At 39.2% G+C, this 17,850-nt stretch carries 14 protein-coding genes; 10 read left to right on the plus strand and 4 right to left on the minus strand.

What is annotated here, in order from left to right; translation table 11 throughout:
* From B5X70_RS08470 to B5X70_RS08480, 3 genes are all read left to right on the plus strand, one after another.
* The coding region (locus B5X70_RS08470) for an Ig-like domain-containing protein (protein WP_143255049.1) at window positions 1-4,999 on the plus strand (4,999 nt) is incomplete at its 5' end.
* 6 nt (window positions 5,000-5,005) lie between these two features.
* A complete protein-coding gene (locus B5X70_RS08475) occupies window positions 5,006-5,938 on the plus strand; it encodes a PorP/SprF family type IX secretion system membrane protein (protein WP_079557475.1) in 933 nt (310 codons plus the stop codon).
* A gap of 1 nt (window position 5,939) precedes the next feature.
* Window positions 5,940-7,463: a PD40 domain-containing protein gene (locus tag B5X70_RS08480; RefSeq protein ID WP_079557476.1), complete on the plus strand. Its 1,524-nt coding sequence runs from the start codon at window positions 5,940-5,942 to the stop codon at window positions 7,461-7,463.
* A gap of 37 nt (window positions 7,464-7,500) precedes the next feature.
* Here B5X70_RS08480 and B5X70_RS08485 read toward each other — a convergent pair whose 3' ends face one another.
* Window positions 7,501-7,878, minus strand: coding sequence for a DUF3127 domain-containing protein (locus B5X70_RS08485; protein ID WP_079557477.1), 378 nt, complete (start codon window positions 7,876-7,878; stop codon window positions 7,501-7,503).
* 11 nt (window positions 7,879-7,889) lie between these two features.
* Window positions 7,890-8,348: a peptidylprolyl isomerase gene (locus tag B5X70_RS08490; RefSeq protein WP_079557478.1), complete on the minus strand. Its 459-nt coding sequence runs from the start codon at window positions 8,346-8,348 to the stop codon at window positions 7,890-7,892.
* Between the two features lie 1,087 nt (window positions 8,349-9,435).
* Here B5X70_RS08490 and B5X70_RS08495 point away from each other — a divergent pair.
* On the plus strand, window positions 9,436-9,996 hold the full coding sequence (locus tag B5X70_RS08495) for a hypothetical protein (RefSeq protein ID WP_079557479.1): 561 nt from the start codon (window positions 9,436-9,438) through the stop codon (window positions 9,994-9,996).
* Here the strand turns inward: B5X70_RS08495 and B5X70_RS08500 are convergent.
* Entirely contained in the window at window positions 9,993-10,709 is a 717-nt protein-coding gene (locus tag B5X70_RS08500; RefSeq protein WP_079557480.1) for a GntR family transcriptional regulator, read from the minus strand. The genes B5X70_RS08495 and B5X70_RS08500 overlap by 4 nt on opposite strands.
* A 309-nt stretch (window positions 10,710-11,018) precedes the next feature.
* Between B5X70_RS08500 and B5X70_RS08505 the strand changes: the two genes are divergently transcribed.
* The 5 genes from B5X70_RS08505 (at window position 11,019) to B5X70_RS18500 (ending at window position 15,380) form a co-directional block, all read left to right on the plus strand.
* Window positions 11,019-11,684, plus strand: a complete 666-nt coding sequence (locus B5X70_RS08505; protein ID WP_079557481.1) for a transaldolase family protein — start codon at window positions 11,019-11,021, stop codon at window positions 11,682-11,684.
* A 63-nt stretch (window positions 11,685-11,747) separates the two neighbouring features.
* Window positions 11,748-13,193, plus strand: coding sequence for an MATE family efflux transporter (locus B5X70_RS08510; protein ID WP_079557482.1), 1,446 nt, complete (start codon window positions 11,748-11,750; stop codon window positions 13,191-13,193).
* Window positions 13,194-13,218: 25 nt separating this feature from the next.
* Complete coding sequence (gene mnmD, locus B5X70_RS08515) at window positions 13,219-13,875, plus strand: tRNA (5-methylaminomethyl-2-thiouridine)(34)-methyltransferase MnmC2 (RefSeq protein ID WP_079557483.1); 657 nt, start codon at window positions 13,219-13,221, stop codon at window positions 13,873-13,875.
* Window positions 13,876-13,939: 64 nt separating this feature from the next.
* Complete coding sequence (locus tag B5X70_RS08520) at window positions 13,940-14,527, plus strand: BamJ family beta-barrel-assembly machinery protein (RefSeq protein ID WP_079557484.1); 588 nt, start codon at window positions 13,940-13,942, stop codon at window positions 14,525-14,527.
* A 28-nt stretch (window positions 14,528-14,555) separates the two neighbouring features.
* Complete coding sequence (locus B5X70_RS18500) at window positions 14,556-15,380, plus strand: FKBP-type peptidyl-prolyl cis-trans isomerase (RefSeq protein WP_159450001.1); 825 nt, start codon at window positions 14,556-14,558, stop codon at window positions 15,378-15,380.
* A 73-nt stretch (window positions 15,381-15,453) separates the two neighbouring features.
* Here the strand turns inward: B5X70_RS18500 and B5X70_RS08530 are convergent, their stop codons facing one another.
* Window positions 15,454-16,044 (minus strand): plasmid pRiA4b ORF-3 family protein, encoded by a 591-nt coding sequence (locus tag B5X70_RS08530; RefSeq protein ID WP_079557485.1) that lies wholly within the window; start codon window positions 16,042-16,044, stop codon window positions 15,454-15,456.
* A gap of 224 nt (window positions 16,045-16,268) precedes the next feature.
* On the opposite strand from B5X70_RS08530, the gene B5X70_RS08535 reads away from it, so the two are divergent.
* Window positions 16,269-17,822 carry a PepSY domain-containing protein gene (locus tag B5X70_RS08535; RefSeq protein ID WP_079557486.1) on the plus strand — a complete coding sequence of 518 codons (1,554 nt, stop codon included), beginning with the start codon at window positions 16,269-16,271 and terminating at the stop codon, window positions 17,820-17,822.
* Window positions 17,823-17,850 lie beyond the last annotated feature (28 nt).

A 17,850-nucleotide genomic window follows, 5' to 3' on the forward strand; every position in this document is an offset into this window, starting at 1 on the left:
CGTAAATGAAGGAACTCCAAACGTGGGATCAAACGTGGTGTTCACAATCACTGTAACAAATGGGGGGCCAAGTGATGCCACAAACGTAGTCGTTACCGACAATTTGCCTTCGGGATACACCTATGTAAGTGACAATAGCGGAGGAACAACTACTGTTACTGGTAATAATGTGATCTGGAACATTGGAACTATGGCAAATGGTGCATCTCAGGTTCTGAACATTACTGCAACAGTGAACGAACCAACAGGAACTACTGATGAATATTTAAACTCAGCATCGATAAATGGTAATGAATTCGATTCGAATGAAAATAATAACAATTCCCAAGTAGGCATCACCCCTCATTACAACGCATCAATAACCCTTGAAAAAACAGGCACATATAGCGATGTTACAGAAAACAACATGCATTACGCCGGTGATATTATAACCTATAGCTTTGTAATCACAAACACCGGCAATGTTACACTTTCAAACATTGTTTTAAAGGATGAAATGCTCAACCTTGAAGAAACTCTGGCTTCATCCATAGCTCCCGGAAACCATATTAATGTTGGAAACAAAACATATACCATCACTCAAAATGACATTGAGAACGGTTCCATATCCAATACTGCAACAGTAACAGCAGAGAAATGGAATGAAGTTGAAGTGACTGCTAATGATTCACATGAAAAAAATATCGATCAGATAACTGAGTTACAAATTTCAATTGAAAACATAAGTCCCTCTTCAACATATTCAGCAGTAGGTGAAGATATTATTTTTAAAACAATTGTTTCGAACACAGGGAACCTAATTGTTGAAAATGTCAATATAACCGATCAATTAACAGGGTTAAATGAAACCGTAACCATTAATCCGGGCACAAGCACTGAATTTACGAGAACCTTTACTGTAAATCAAACTCATATTAATGCTGGTTCGGTTCATAATGAAGTTAATGCCGAATATGGATCTACAGTTATTAGTGATAATATAACCGTTAATGCAACTCAAACTCCCCAATTAACGGTTGTAAAAACAGCAACTCCAAAAATATTCAGTGAAATTGGTGATGTAATAGAGTATATTATAACTGTTACAAATTCAGGAAATGTAACACTTGAAAACATTACAGTAGAAGATGAAGATACCGGACTGAGCAGCAACATTGCCTCTATAAATCCCGGAACGAATAATCAATTCCAGACTTCATACACCATTACGTCTGATGATCTGGATAGAAGCTATTTTACCAATACAGCCAAAGCTACTTTTGAGTTTAATGGAAATTCCTATGAGTTTTCAGATTATGAAACAGTTTCAGCTAACATTGCTGATTTAACCTTAACAAAAACGGTTGACAATACTGAACCTTTTGTTGGTGATGAAATTATTTTCACCCTGACTGTTACCAATAATGGCCCGGACAAAGCCACTGAAGTTGAAGTAACCGACATTCTGCCAAATGGCTTTGACCACATCACCAACGAATCTACCAAAGGTGCATATAATCCGGCTACAGGAAAATGGTTAACAAACGAAGTGCTGGTTGGTGAAACAATTTCACTCACTATAACTGTCCTCGTAAAAGAACCAGGCACTGGGATACAGTATACAAACATTGCGAAAGCTGAATCTAATCAGTTCGATCCAAACCCAGAAGACAACGAGGTTTCTATTGCGGCTCCTGCCCGACAAAGTGAACTGGCTATTAGCAAAGATATTGATAAAAGCATGCCGTTTGTATATGATGAAGTAATTTTTTCAATAACTATTACAAATCAGGGTCCACACAACGCCACAGGCGTTGATGTGCGTGATGTTGTTCCTGCAGGCTATAACAACATCTCTAATATCTCCCATGGGGGAGTCTTAAACGAAAACCAAATCATCTGGAGTAACTTAGATATTGCCTATGGCAATCATATAGAACTCTTTTACTCTGCCACCATTCTTCCTCCATCCGGAATCTTAGATGAATACACAAATATTGCAACCATTACATCTCTGGATCAGTTTGATACTGATCTGAGCGATAACACTGTCCAATTTACACCCGATATACAAAACAGTCCTCCGGTAGCAATGCCCCATAGCAAAACCATTGCCGAGGACACAGAGTTATCTGTATCTCAAGAAAGTGGCCTGCTTTCAGATGCTACTGATGCCGATGGTGATCCTATAAATGTTGTTAGTTTCAGAATAAGCGGAACAACTTATAATGTAAATACCACCATTACTTTTAACGAAGGAACAATTAGAATCAACCAAGATGGTAGTTTTGTTTACATGCCAAAACTAAACTATTGGGGAACGCTCCCTACAATTTATTACACCATTTCTGATGGAAAAGACACAGCAGAAAGCACCCTGAACATTGAAGTTACACCGGTAAATGACCCGCCCGTAGCCAATAACAATTATCTCTATACAGCAGAAAACACTCCTGTTAATATTGATGTGCTGGCAAACGACAATGACGATGCCGATTATCCATACGGAGGAATTGACCCGAGCTCTCTCCGCATTATCCAGCAACCCGAAAACGGTATGATAACGATTCTGGATAATAACACCATAAACTTTACGCCCAGATTTGGTTTTTTTGGAAGGGATACAGCCATTTACGAAATCTGCGATTTAGGATATCCGTTGCCACCTGAATGCAGTACGGCAAAAATTTTTATCGAGGTAGCCCGTCTTTCTCCTCTTGCTGTAGATGATTATGCCGAGCTGGATGAAGATACCAGTGTGGAAATAAACATCCTGGCCAATGACATTGATCCGTTTATCAACCCGCAAACAGTAGTTATAGTCATACAACCACAGCATGGAACGGCAACTTATCTCGGAAATGGAATTGTGCGTTACACTCCAAATCCTAACTATAACGGAACTGACTTTTTTACTTACACGGTTAGAAATCTGGCTAACCTGATAAGCAATGAGGCACGAGTGGATATAACAATTCATCCGGTTCCCGATCCGCCTGTTGCTGTTAATGGATGGTATACTACCAAAGAGAACGTTGCCGTTACGATTCCAATTTTTGAATTGGTGTCTGACCCCGATGACGACATTGATTTTGAAACAATTGAAATTACTACAGCTCCCAATCATGGAAATCTGACACCGGGTACTGAGGAAGGAACCCTGATTTACACTCCTGACAACGGATTCGCCGGTGATGATTCATTCCAGTTCAGAATATCTGATCTTACTGATCTGCAAAGCAACATTGCAACCGTTACAATTCAGGTTTCCGATCAGGCTCCAACGGCCAACGATGTTGAAATAACAATTGATGAAGATGAAACGGTAGTAATTGATGTTCTCTTTAATGATACAGATCCTCAGGATAACATTGACCCTACCACAGTAACCATTACCATTGAGCCATTGCATGGGCAAGCGACTCCAAACCCTGACGGTACTGTTACATACATACCTGATGAGAATTATTTTGGGCTGGATAGTTTTTATTACCGTGTTTGTGATGAGACCAATTATTGTGATGAAGCTAAAGTAACCATTACCATCAATCCGGTAAATGATCCGCCTGTGGCCAATGATAATGAAGCGACGCTGGATCAAAACACATCCACCTTAGTGGATGTGCTGAGCAACGATTATGATGTAGACAATACCATAGATGAACTGACTCTATCCATCTCTGTCGCTCCTCAATATGGAACAGCAGAAGTAAATTCAAGTCCACGTGGGATTATATACACACCAAACCCGGGCTATTTCGGAACCGATCAGTTTATTTACCGTCTTACTGATCCTGAAGGACTCTGGGACGAAGCAACTGTTTACCTTACCATTACCTGGGTAAATTCACCACCAGAGCCTCAGGATAACCATTTTGGTCCGGTTCGCGAAGGAGGAATGATACTAAATGTTCTGGAAAACGACATCGATCCTGATGACAACATTGACCCTTCCACAGTAACCATTGTTGTTCAGCCGCAACATGGAAACATAACCATCAACAGTGATGGAACCATATTTTTCCTGCCGGAAGCAGGATATATTGGGAGCGACTCTTTTGTTTATTCAGTTTGTGATACTGAGGGTGCATGCGGAGAAGCCACCGTAACCCTGGATATCATTGCCGGAAATGAACCCCCGGTGGCATCTGACGTCTATATCGAACTGGATGAAGATACCCAGGTAACCTTTAACCCTCTGGACAACGACACAGACCCAAATGATAATATTGATCCGGCATCACTGATTATCATAACCCAACCCCAAAACGGAGTTGTTGACATAATAGATGGAAACGGAACCGTTATTTATACACCTGATCCGGATTACTTTGGAACAGATCAGTTCACCTATAGAATCTGTGACGATGGCATGCCGGTATTATGCGATGAAGCTACCGTTTTCTTTACCATACATCCGGTTAACGATGCACCACGTCCACAACCCAATTCAATTAGCATTTTTGACGGCGCAACGGCCACCATCAATGTGTTGGAGAACGATTTTGAACCTGAAGGAGAAGAGATGACCGTTTTTCTCATTTCTGATTCTGTAACGCCATACGGAGAAGCAACATTGTCTGCCGATGGAACCTTTACCTATACTGCATTTGCTGGATCATTCTTCCGGAATGATACCATTTACTATCGCAATTGCGATCCGCATAATGCATGCGCAGATTCATACGTTGCCATTACCATTTTGCCAACTGATCAATCAGGAGACGGTATTCCTGACAACCTAAGAGTCCCAGCGGCCTTCTCTCCTAATGACGAAAGAAACAAGTATTGGAGCATCCATGGTCTTGAGGAACTCGAAGAGGCAGGAAAGCCCGGAGAAATCTTTATTTATAATCGCTGGGGCGGCTTAGTTTTCCACGAGAACCCATTTAAAAACAGATGGGATGGTCGAGCCTCCGGCAATGTAATCGGAAATCGGGAACTTCCGGAAGGCGTTTATTACTATATTCTGGATTTAAACGGAAAAGTGTTTAAAGGAAGCATTTATATAAAAAGATAAAATATAATGGAATTAAAGTTCAGCCAAATATTTTCCGGATTACTTTTTCTGATGTTGCTTCTTACGAGCAACATCAAAAGCCAGCATGATCCTATGCTGACACAATACATGTTTAATCCGCTGATATTAAATCCTGCGTATGCAGGAACCAATGGCGTATTAACAGCCATGGCCATGTCAAGGTACCAATGGGTAGGTTTTGAAGATGCACCTTCAACCCATACTTTTTCAATGCACACACCGGTGGTTTCAAGGAATTTTGGAACCGGATTCTCAATCATACACGACCAGATAGGACCAATCAAAAACACCAATGCGTGGCTGGATTATTCTTATCAGATATATCTTACGGACCAAACCCGGATGTCTTTGGGGCTTAAAGGAGGATTTAGTTTTTATCAAAAAGACTTAAGCAGGTATGCCAATGACATAGATATTACAGATGGTTATACCGATAGTAAGTTCCTGCCCAATTTTGGTTTTGGAGTGCACGTTTATAATCACAGATATTACGTTGGGCTGGCTGCACCCCGGTTAATTGAAAACAGTATGAGTGAAACCGATTCCAATGAGTCAACTTTCATCTCCAGAGAAAACAGGTTATATTTGCTCATGGCTGGTTATGCCTATCCCCTTAACAATGAACTGGTTTTACGGCCATCTTTCATGTTACGTGCAACAGAATCAGCACCTTTTAACCTTGATTTAAATGTAAATTTATTAATCAGAGACCTTTTTTGGGTTGGACTGCTTTACCGTACCGACAATGTAATTGGAGGTATGGTTAGATATCAAGTAACACAGCAATTAGGCTTGGGATACGCATTTGACACAAATTTTGGCGGAGTTTCATCCCACTTTGGCAATACCCATGAAGCAATGATTATCTTTGAGTTTGATTTCAGAAAAGAACAAGTGCAAAACCCAAGATATTTCTAGAATGTTTAAATATTTATTAATCATATTGTTCCTTGGCATTTCAGGTTATGCAACCTCTCAAAGCAGGCAACTGCAAAGAGCTGATCAGTTGTACAATAATTTTGATTTTAACAGGGCGCTCGACCGTTATTTAAGACTTGAAGAAAGAGGTGAAGCTTTGTTTTATGTAACCAGAAGAATTGCCGATTGTTACCGCCATTTAAACATGCCGGTTTACGCTGCAGAATGGTATTTAAAAGCCATAGATTTCCCGGATGTTGAAGCCGAAACCTATTACCATTTAGGCCAAACACTTCGTATCCTAAAAAGATACGAGGAATCGGATAAGTATTTAGCGAGATTTCATGAACTAAACCGCACCAGGCTGCCAATGAGAGGCTTACATCCAGAGCAATATCTTCAGGCCATCCATGCCGATTCTGGCAGATTTGAAATAATAACTTTAAATGGCATCAACAGCCAGTATTCAGATTTTGGCCCGGCAATCTGGAACGACTTGCTCGTTTTTTCATCAAACCGTCCCGGACGATCATTTATACGCAGAAGGGATACAAGAAATAACCTTCCGTTTTTTGACTTGTATGCAGCACCAATAAAAGATTTAACATCCTTTGGAAGATCTGAGCTTTTTCTTCCTTCAATCAAATCCAATCTTAACGACGGGCCTGTAAGCTTTTCGGCTGATGGCCGAACCATGTACATCACAAGAAATTCTGAATCTACACCCGAGGGGCGAAACGAACTGGATATCCTTATTGCCAGACATCGTGATGATGAATGGGGTAAAGCTCTTCAAACATTGCCGCTTAAAATGAAAGGATACTCTATTGCCCATCCTGCCATCTCGCCTGACGACCAACGGCTCTATTTTGCCTCCGATATGCCCGGAGGCTATGGTGGAATGGACATTTATTACAGCGAACGAAGAGGCGGATTTCTTTCACAGCCAGTCAATTTGGGACCTCACATCAACACTCCTGGCAATGAGGTATTTCCATATGTAGACAAGAATGGACGATTATTCTTCTCATCAGACGGATTGCCGGGACTGGGCGGTCTGGATATTTTCGTAGCATTACCTGAAGGAACAGGTTTTTCTGAACCATATAATGTCGGACCGGGCATTAATAGTCCCTACGATGACTTCACTATAGTCTTCACAAATGAAGGTGACAGTGGCTATTTTGCATCCAACCGAAATGAGAACAATCAAAATGACAATCTTTATGCGTTTCGGCTAGTAAAACCTCTGGAATTCTCTATGATTAAAGGATCCATCATTAATGAATCGACCGGTTCTTATGAAGGCGGAGTAATGATCAACATTACAAGACAAGATGGGGCTCCAGTAGCATCTCTGGAAAGTGATGATGATGGAAACTTTTCCATACACCTTCTGTCAGATCAGACCTATCGATTCACGTTCCGCAAAAGACTGATGGAGCCAAAAGAAAGAAGAGTAACCCCATCTGAAATGCAGGGTTACTCAACCATCAATATGAATATCCGAATGAATACCAGATAAAATGACAAGTGCTTAAAATATGTAAATATTTTAAGTATTAAAAAGGCAGGTCATCTTTTGGTTCAGCCGGTGGAATATCAGTTTCAGCAAACGGAGGTGGTGCCTGAGGTTCTGCAAGCTGCCCATCAGAAACGATATCAATACGCCACGCCTCAAGATTGGTAAAATAATTTACCTTCCCGTCTTTTTCCCACTTCCTACCTCGTAAATTGAATCCAACTTTAATGTTATCTCCCAAATTATAAGAGTCCAACAAGCCGCATTTATCCTGAGTTAATTGGAATTTGATAAAATCATTCCAATCCTGATTTCTTTCATTTATTACCTCAATTACAAACTCCCTCTTCTTAAAACTAGAAGTTATATCTACTGTATCTTCTTTTACTATAAGACTACCACTGATTTCAAAATTCATTATTTAAACTTTTAAGATTCAACAATCTCGATTTTTTCAATGCGATCGCCAGCCCTAACCTGGTCAATAATTTCCAAACCTTCGTACACTTTACCAAAGCAGGTATGATTTCGGTCTAAATGTGCTGTGTTATTACGGCTGTGACAAATAAAGAATTGAGATCCGCCTGTATCCCTTCCCGCATGAGCCATGCTTAAAACTCCACGATCATGGTACTGATTCTCACCATCCAATTCGCATGGAATTTGGTATCCCGGACCACCGGTACCAACACGGGGATTACCGGGCTCTTTACTGAGCGGACATCCACCTTGGATAACAAAATCAGGAATCACTCTATGAAACGTTAATCCATTATAGAATCCTTCTTCAGCAAGTTTAATAAAGTTTGCTACGGTTTCCGGGGCATCTGTATGGTAAAACTCAACTTTCATTACACCTTTGGAGGTGTGTATTTCTGCTTTTTTCATATCTGTCAATATAGCTAAATTTATAATTATTGGTAAAAGTAAACAATAGATGTGGCAGCACAAAAACATTACCAAAATACAACAAAAATTTCTTAACCCAAAAATCCATAAAAGGTCTCTCCATTCCTGAATTAATCATCAAATGATTTTATTATTTTTTTGAATCGCATAATAATGGTTCGTAAAACTTTTTTGTTTTGCTGATTTACACATGGATACAAATCTATCAACTAAACACATAAGTCACTCTATATCTTCAACATTCGTTTATCTAATTTCACTGGGCGGGACTTCATAGGGCTCTGCATCTATAATCTAAAAATATATAAGCCTAACGATCTGTTAACTTAATTGTCATTACATCTTATAAGTAGGGTCTGCTGAAAAAGTCAACAGACCAAAATAATAATTCTTTTGTCCTCAAGCCGGACGGGCTCTTACTTTTTTTACTCATTTTGTGTTAATCTTTTAAAGGTATTGCGTGATCCGCTTCGCTCCACAACAGCAAAAAAAAGTAAGCAAAAAATGCCGCCGCTGCTGAAAAATTGCCTAAATAACAATGTGCCAGGCTAAAATCTGCGAACTCGCTACGCTCAAACAACGCATATTTTTACGCCTGTCACATTGTTATTCTTAACGGCATTTTTCAAAGGCGGAAGTTTCCATTATTTCTAGCTTTTTCAATGCACGTAAATTCTATAGTTATATTAAAAAAGCTTACACTTTATTGACTGAAAACAAGGATATATCACACATTATTAATCATATAAGAGTTTTTCAGTAATCCCTAAGTATATGTGCTGTATACACATGGCTTTTTATCAACCAATGGTTTGTTTTATAATAGTAGTCGCTTATGGATTACGGTTAAAACGTTCGTTATCATAAAACGAGATAATGTTATTAACAAAAAGCCAAAACTATCGTTTTTTTTGATTGCAAAATGTAACCAGAAGCTCTGTTTCTGCGTTAGAAGCAGATATAACCATTCCCATTGCAACCATAAACTGACTCATTTTATGTTGTCTAAACCAACGGTTGTCATCAGAAATCCAATAATTAGTTACATTATTACATTAAAACAAGTATGAGTTTCATTTTGAAAGCAAAGGCGTGGCATATATTCATTGCCACATTTATTATTCCTTTTTTTATTTTGATTTCAGGATTTGTTGTTCCATCCTATTATATAAGTACGTCTTATCACTTTTTCTCTATACCTGGCTCAATCGTTGTTTCCCAACTATTCTTTTATTTATGGCTCTGGGCTGTAGGCTCAAAACTTCACAAGAGACATAACTTAAACGACTTTTTTAACAATCGTCTGTTTAAATCTCTAATAATAATCCCGGTATTAGTTATTATAATCATTCTGGGATATTGGATATGGGGAGCTTCAATACTGAGTATGGGAAAGTTCTCGATGGCAAACGTACTTTTTTCTGCACTTTGGATTATTATGCCTATTCAGTTTACCCTAATCATCAGTAAATTCTATTGCTTCTTTTTTGCAGCTAAAGTCATCAAGAGTAGTGAACTCAACAAAAATGTCGAATTTGATGAATTCATTACTGAATTCATTCTGATTATTGTTTTCCCCGTAGGAATTTGGTATTTACAACCCAGAATAAACAAATTACTTACTTAGAATATCCCGTAAATATTATACTCATCTGTATTGCAATATAACATTGAATAAAAGGCAAAACCGATTCGGTTGGTATCCAACTTTCTTTTCATATGTAATACCGGATGACCTTTTTCGACATGAAGATATTGACACACATTCTCATCTTCAACGCTGATGGCCTTTATAAATTGCTCACCTCCCTTTATTTCAATATTATAGCTTTGCCTTAGTAGATCAAACAGTGATTTATTATCAAGATTTCGGGATGTAAATCTTGGCAGATTTATATTAGGAAGATATGTAAACTCATAAAAAACTGGGGTATCATTTAATAAGCGCAATCTCTCAAAGTAGATGCACCCAACATGTTGCTCATGTTCACTTAGCACAAATGGAAACTTATCTGGCCAATGCTGAACCCTAGGCTTTACAATGGCTTTAGTAATAAGACGATGACCACCAATTGCTGTAGTTGTACCTGTAACAGATAAAATTCCAATACCTTTAGGTAGCTTATGAACTACACTTCCCAACCCCTGATGCTTCTTAATAAACCCCTCATGTAAGAGCATATCAAGAGATTTTCGAACAGTAGGGCGGGTAAGATTATGCAAAATACAAAGGTCATTTTCAGATGGTAACAGATCTCCTTCCTTATAGAAACCATCTACTATTTGCTTCCTTAAACTCTCATATAACTTTCGATATTGCGGTTGGTCTTTTAATCCCATGCTTAAAGATTAACTAATGATTAGATTTAAAAATAGCTCCTATTATTAAACTTTTAGATTCAAATATTAATGAACAAATATAATCTTAATTTTAAGAATTAACAGGTTAACGTCATATAGTTTAACCCTATAAAACATCAATAACTATTGAATCATCAATGATTTATCCTAATTTCTGTAGAAAATTCGGCATCATATCGAGATATAAAACTAAAACAAGATTCTTCTTAAACTGTTTACAAAAAGAAAAAACATTGTATTTTAGTTCTACGAAAAAGCATTTATTAAAATGAATCAAATATCCAATCTATGATCTTTTTAGCCGACAGTGCCAACATTGAGGAATTGGAAAAACTTTTTGACTACTTTCCTTTGGAAGGTGTCACCACCTCCCCTGCGTCCATCGCTAACGAAAAACGTCCTATCTCGAAATTACTTCCTGATATAGCATCGCTGATCGGAGATAAAATGTTGCATGTACATCTCATAAGCAACAATGCCGAACGCATGTTGGATGAAGCTGTAAAGTATCGTGAATACATGGGTGAGAGCGTGAATTTTTACGCCACCATTCCGGTAACCAAAGAAGGATACAGAGCCATCCCTCTGCTTAAAAGAAAAGGGATAAAGGTAACAGCAACTGCAGTCTACACCCATTTGCAAGCAATAGCAGCAGCTCGTGCTGGTGTCAATTTTGTAGCACCATTAATCAGCAGGTTCGATAATATCTCATCACATGGAATCGAAGTAATACAAAATATTGTAAAAAGTATCACCGACTATAAAATGCCCACCAAAGTACTGGGAACCAGCTTTAAAACCGTCGATCAGGTACACAGGGTAACGCTTACAGGTTGCTACGCGGCTACGGTGAGCTACGAGATACTGGAGAAACTTATCAGCCACCCCCTCACAGATATGATTACAAAGGAAGCAATACTTGAGGGAAAAAATTTTTATGATATTAGTTTTTAACCTGACTTACTGATTAAAAACATCAGGTTTTTCACACTCTCTTTTTGTTAACTTTGCACTCAAATGAACAATCGCATAGCAGATTTAACAAAAGGAGCTATTTTGCCGCACCTTTTCAGGTTGGCAGTTCCAACCATTGGGTCATCATTTATGCAGATGACTTACAATCTTACTGATCTACTATGGTTAGGACGAGTTGGTGAAGATGCCGTTGCTGCCGTTGGAGCAGCAGGATTTTACATCTGGTTTGGCTTTTCCGTGCTCCTTATTACCCGAATTGGTGCTGAAATAGGCGTTTCACAATCCCTGGGAAGAAAAGAGACCGGCACAGCATTACAGTTCATCCGACATTCATTATTCTGGGCAATTATCATCACGCTTGTCTATGCCTTTGGTACCTGGTTGTTTGCTTCAGAATTGATCCATTTTTTTGGAATTCCATCGCTATCGGTTAACGAGCAGGGAGCAACTTATTTAAGGATTGTCTCCCTCGGGTTTATCTTCACCTTTGTAAATCCCACATTCGCTGGAATTTATAACGGAATGGGGAACAGTAAAGCACCTTTTTGGTACATGACATCAGGGGTGATACTAAACCTCATTCTTGATCCGGTTTTAATCTTCGGCTTATGGTTCTTCCCGGAAATGGGTGTGAAAGGAGCAGCATGGGCAACATTCATTTCTCAGGGGTTGGTTTTTGTTATTTTCGTATACCGCTTTGTTATTGTACAGGAGATGATAAAACTGAACCTCTCCCATTTCAGATTAAACCGCCAAATTTCCAAACGCATTTTCAAACTCGGAATTCCTGTAGCCTCCGAAAGCGCCCTTTTTGCATTTTTTGCGATGATCATTGCAAGAATGGTTGCCGGTTACGGATCAGTAGCCATAGCTGTTCAAAGCATTGGAGGTCAAATTGAGGCCATCTCATGGATGACCTCATCCGGATTTGCAACTGCTCTTGGCAGTTTTACAGGACAAAATTTTGGTGCCAATAAATGGGATCGCATAAAAAAAGGATACATCCTCACCATGATCATTGGAACCGTTCTTGGTCTTATGGTTACAGCTCTGTTTCTCTTCATGGGGAAATCAATATTCTCAGTTTTTCTGGATGACCCACGTGCACAAAAACTAGGGGCAACATACCTCTTCATTCTTGCCGTTTCGCAATTGTTTATGATTACAGAAATCACTACCAGGGGGGCTTTTAACGGCTTGGGACGCACCCTGCCTCCATCATTGATTGGGATTCTATTTACGGGACTAAGATTACCAGCCGCATGGCTGGTAATTACATACACGTCACTTGAGTTGTATGGAATTTGGTGGACTATATCTCTGACATCGGTGTTAAAAGGGATTGTACTTCCATTATGGTTTATAAATGCTATGAGAAACAAACCATATAAAATTCCGAAACCAGCAGATCATAAACAGGTATTTTTAATACCTTCACGGTTGCGACAGCAAATAATAATACGAAGAATATTCAGAAATAAATCCTGATCAATATATTCAGCTTCAATAAATCATGAACATTGAAATAAAAACTACATCGGACGGCAGTTCTACATTATACAGACCTGATCTGAACGAACACTATCATTCTATAAATGGAGCCATAACCGAATCCATGCATGTCTATATCGGTGCCGGGCTAAATAATTGTCACTCAAATCCCGTTCATATTCTGGAAATGGGATTTGGAACCGGTCTAAATGCTCTGTTAACCATTGTGAACCAAACGAGCCAAACCATCGTTTATCATGCCGTGGAAAAACATCCTGTTGATGACAAAATTACAGAATCGGTAAACTACCCTGATCTGTTGAATTCATCAATGGCAAAACCTCTTTTTCGTCAACTTCATTCAGCACCATGGAACATTTGCACGTCCATTTCTGATGCATTTATTATAAAGAAAACAGAGGAGGATATTCATTCATTTGAGTCTGATGTTTTATACAACCTCGTATATTTTGACGCCTTTGCCCCAGATATACAGCCTGAGCTGTGGACAAAAGATCTGTTCTCGAAAATTTGGAAGATGATGGACACAAAAGGGATTTTAACTACCTATTGTGCAAAAGGAGTTGTGCGGAGAAATATGCAGTCGGCAGGTTTTGAAGTTGAACGTTTGGCCGGACCTCCGGGCAAACGTGAAATGCTGAGGGCTACAAAGCCATAAAAATCAGAATCAAAAAAATATTGTATCTTTCGCTGATTTTGAAATTCACACAAAACAAATTAAAATGGATAAAGTAAGTTATGCTTTGGGTATGAACATTGCCCACAATCTCTCGTCAAATGGGATGGAAACTGTTAATTATGATGATTTTCTGAGCGGATTTAGAGCCGTTATGGAAAAGAAGAATGCAGCAATGGACGGAAACGAAGCTAACCAGGTACTAAATGCTCATTTTTCAGCTTTGGAAGCTGAAAAACAGAAAGCCAACAAACAAGCAGGTGAAGCCTTTCTTGTTGAGAATGCCAAACGAGAAGGGGTAATCACTCTAAAAAGCGGATTGCAATATGAAGTGGTGCAGGATGGAGATGGAAAAACCCCTTCAGCTACCGATCAGGTAAAATGTCATTACCATGGAACATTGATTGACGGAACCGTGTTTGATAGCAGTATTCAACGTGGTGAACCTGCTGTGTTCCCGGTTAATGGAGTAATCCAGGGATGGGTTGAAGCACTTCAAATGATGAAAGAGGGTTCAAAATGGCGATTGTATGTACCATCTTCACTTGCATACGGGAGTCGGGGTGCAGGCGGAGCAATAGGGCCTGATACAACTCTGATTTTTGAAGTAGAGTTAATTGGAATCGAAAAATAACAATATGTCTAACCTTATAAGTTTTACCATGAAACGATTAGCCTTTTTTACTTTTGTATCAGCCATGATTATACTTTCCTCCGGCTGCAACCGGAGAGTACCCGGATCAGGCAGAGTTGAAATGAAAAATTCGATAGACAGTGCAAGTTATGCTTTGGGCTTTAGAGAAGCAAACCACTTTAAAGATCAAATCGCCCCTTTAGCTTTTGAAGGGATTGATTATAAAGAAATGGCTAGACTATTTAGCGATTTAGCTGTGAAAAAAGCCTTCAATGAAAGATTATCATCAATTTTTGATGGTTTTAACGAAGAAATTTTTCGTACAGCGTTTATAAATGAACTAGCTTACGAATTTTCATATTTTGATGACATCACAGCAGAGGTATATTTACAGAGTTTAATTAATAGACTAAACAGCGACAGAGAAAATAAGAGACGAGAAATGGCCGAAAAAGGAATGTATCCGGATAGTGAATCCGGTAAAGCATTCCTTGAAGAAAATGCCAAAAGACCTGAGGTTTCCGTCACCAACAGCGGCTTGCAGTTTGAGATTATTCGTGATGGCGATGGCCCCATTCCGCAGGCATCCGACCGAATTAAATGCCATTACCACGGGACTCTTGTCAATGGGAAAGTATTTGACAGTTCTGTAGAGCGTGGAGAACCTATTGTTTTCGGAGTAAGACAAGTAATTGCAGGCTGGACTGAAGCTTTACAAATGATGCCTGTGGGATCAAAATGGAGGCTGTATGTTCCATCATATCTTGCCTATGGTGAAAATGGTGCGGGTGACAGAATCGGTCCAAACGAAACTCTTATTTTTGAAGTAGAGCTTCTTGAAATAGTGAAATAGCATCAACAGAATATCAATAAAAAAGCTGTATGCGATATGCTTACAGCTTTTTTTATATTGTATTGACTGAGGATTATTCCATTCCCGGCAAACAGCCAAAATCATCATCCATTAATAAATCATTGACCAATTCCCGATCGAATTCTTCCGGTTCCCACTCTTCATCAAGCCACTCCAACAACATCTCCCTGTCGGGATGACCAGGATGGTTAAAAATCTTCATCATCTCCTGATATCCGGGAGGACCTCCGCAATCTTCGGGCGGACAATTTCTGGCTCCGTCAATACAGATTGGGTAATAAACATCGGCATCGGGTTCCAAAATCGCCTCCAAAATAATTTCATGCATCCAGTAATCACCAAAATCGTACAGATAACGAATAGTTTCACCATCTTTTTTCAGGATATCCATGACACGTATGCTGGTATAATCCATGAACTTATCAGACCTGCTTTCCGGTTCATCATCTGCGAAACCAAAAATACGGCCATTTTTCATAAACTGGTGCAAGTGGCCGTTCTCCCATCCCATAGTAGTCTGAATAACCTTATGAAAATCGTGAAGAAACAGATCTGAAGGAATTCTCAATTCCCGCCAAACGGTTGGCTCTATGCCATTCAGGGTGATTTTTACCTGGTAAATTTTTGGTGCTTGTAACATCATTCTCGTAAATCCTAAAGTGATGCAAAGTTAACCATTTAATCCACTTATTAATAATTGTGATGCATAGTTTTAATTTTGAAGAGAGAGAGGATGAAAAGGAATATCTTCATAGCGATTTCGAACAAGATTTCCTCTTGACGACAAAGTTTTTGAATTTATTAAAAGACATTCTTGTCTTTTAATGATGGATTACTATTTTTGTAGTGAACTGTAAAAACACCCCGATGGAACCTACAAAATCGAAAACAACAAAATCAAGATGGTTAAAGACCATGAGAAAATATCACAAATGGCCCGGTATCGTCATCACCATTTTCATTCTATTTTTTGCAACATCGGGAATTATTCTGAATCACAGAGACTGGTTTTCATCGGTTGATATAAACAGGAGCTATTTACCTCCAGATTACAGACTGACCAACTGGAACCTCGCTTCAATAAAGGGAGCAGTCCATTTAACAACCAGTGATATGGTAGTGTATGGCAACATTGGAGCTTGGTTAACCAACAATAAAATGGAATATTTTATTGATTTAAATGATGGTTTTCCAAAAGGGATAGACAGTAGAAAAGTTGAAGCCATGCTCTACACCGATGATGGAATTTTGTTAGCGGGCACCCTGTTCGGACTGTACCTGTTTAACGGCGAATTCTGGGACAAAATTGAAATCCCTACAAGCGAGAAAAGAATTACCGACTTAATTGAACGCCAAAATCAAATACATATCCTCACCCGATCGCACCTGCTGATCACTGATGACCTGAAGAGTTTTGAAATTATCACTCTCCCCGAATATGCAGACGATGACAATAAGGTGTCACTTTTCCGAACCCTCTGGACCCTTCACAGCGGAGAGATGTTTGGAGAATGGGGAAAAATAGTGGTGGATATACTTGGACTGGGTTTGATATTTTTAGGAGTTTCTGGGATTTTGCACTGGCTCTTCCCAAAATGGGTAAAGCGCAGAAAAAGAAAAAACGGCTCCATACAGTCACTAAAATCCGGTATGAAAACCAATCTTAAATGGCACAATAAAATTGGCTACATATTGGCATTTTTCCTGATCTTTACAACTATTACGGGAATGTTTTTACGTCCGCCTTTGCTCATTCCTATTGCACAGTCGCGGGTAGCAAAAATACCATTCTCAAAACTCGATAATCCAAATCCCTGGTACGATAAATTGCGACGAATTGCGTGGGACGATTTAAACAACAAATATCTTGTGTCTACCTCGGAAGGATTTTTTCATTTCGACGCGAACTTCTCAGAATCTGCCAATTATATTCACCCTCAACCACCCGTGAGCATTATGGGCTGTACAGTTTTAGAACCATACACTGCAATCCCGGGGGTATGGCTGGTAGGTTCGTTTTCCGGACTTTTTCAGTGGGACATGCAAAGCAACACGATACAGAACGTGATTACGAGGCGTCCGGTAATGTCCACAGCACGAATGGGCCCTCCCATATCGTCTAATCTTATTTCAGGCTACATACGTACCAACAGGGCAGAATACCTGGTTGAATACAGTCGCGGAATGGAAGTTCTTTCGGGACATGCCGTTTCAGTTCCCTCTATGCCGGCTGGAATCAAAGATGCAACGCCGTTTTCACTTTGGAATCTGGCACTTGAAGTACATACAGGCCGAATTTTTAACCATCTGATAGGTTCATGGTATATACTCTACATACCGTTGGCAGGAATAACATTGTTAATAGTAATCATTAGCGGATTCGTTATTTGGTGGTTGGCTCACCGAAAAAAAAGAAAATAGTTTTTCGTAGTATGTTCATTTTCATAAA

This window comes from Alkalitalea saponilacus (assembly GCF_900168165.1).
Taxonomy (GTDB): Bacteria; Bacteroidota; Bacteroidia; order Bacteroidales; family Marinilabiliaceae; genus Natronoflexus; species Natronoflexus saponilacus.

Coding starts and splice junctions, on each gene's coding strand:
- B5X70_RS08475 (WP_079557475.1), top strand. CDS start 5,006: ATGGAATTAAAGTTCAGCCAAATATTTTCCGGATTACTTTTTCTGATG.
- B5X70_RS08480 (WP_079557476.1), top strand. CDS start 5,940: ATGTTTAAATATTTATTAATCATATTGTTCCTTGGCATTTCAGGTTAT.
- B5X70_RS08485 (WP_079557477.1), bottom strand. CDS start 7,878: ATGAATTTTGAAATCAGTGGTAGTCTTATAGTAAAAGAAGATACAGTA.
- B5X70_RS08490 (WP_079557478.1), bottom strand. CDS start 8,348: ATGAAAAAAGCAGAAATACACACCTCCAAAGGTGTAATGAAAGTTGAG.
- B5X70_RS08495 (WP_079557479.1), top strand. CDS start 9,436: ATGAGTTTCATTTTGAAAGCAAAGGCGTGGCATATATTCATTGCCACA.
- B5X70_RS08500 (WP_079557480.1), bottom strand. CDS start 10,709: ATGGGATTAAAAGACCAACCGCAATATCGAAAGTTATATGAGAGTTTA.
- B5X70_RS08505 (WP_079557481.1), top strand. CDS start 11,019: ATGATCTTTTTAGCCGACAGTGCCAACATTGAGGAATTGGAAAAACTT.
- B5X70_RS08510 (WP_079557482.1), top strand. CDS start 11,748: ATGAACAATCGCATAGCAGATTTAACAAAAGGAGCTATTTTGCCGCAC.
- mnmD (WP_079557483.1), top strand. CDS start 13,219: ATGAACATTGAAATAAAAACTACATCGGACGGCAGTTCTACATTATAC.
- B5X70_RS08520 (WP_079557484.1), top strand. CDS start 13,940: ATGGATAAAGTAAGTTATGCTTTGGGTATGAACATTGCCCACAATCTC.
- B5X70_RS18500 (WP_159450001.1), top strand. CDS start 14,556: ATGAAACGATTAGCCTTTTTTACTTTTGTATCAGCCATGATTATACTT.
- B5X70_RS08530 (WP_079557485.1), bottom strand. CDS start 16,044: ATGATGTTACAAGCACCAAAAATTTACCAGGTAAAAATCACCCTGAAT.
- B5X70_RS08535 (WP_079557486.1), top strand. CDS start 16,269: ATGGAACCTACAAAATCGAAAACAACAAAATCAAGATGGTTAAAGACC.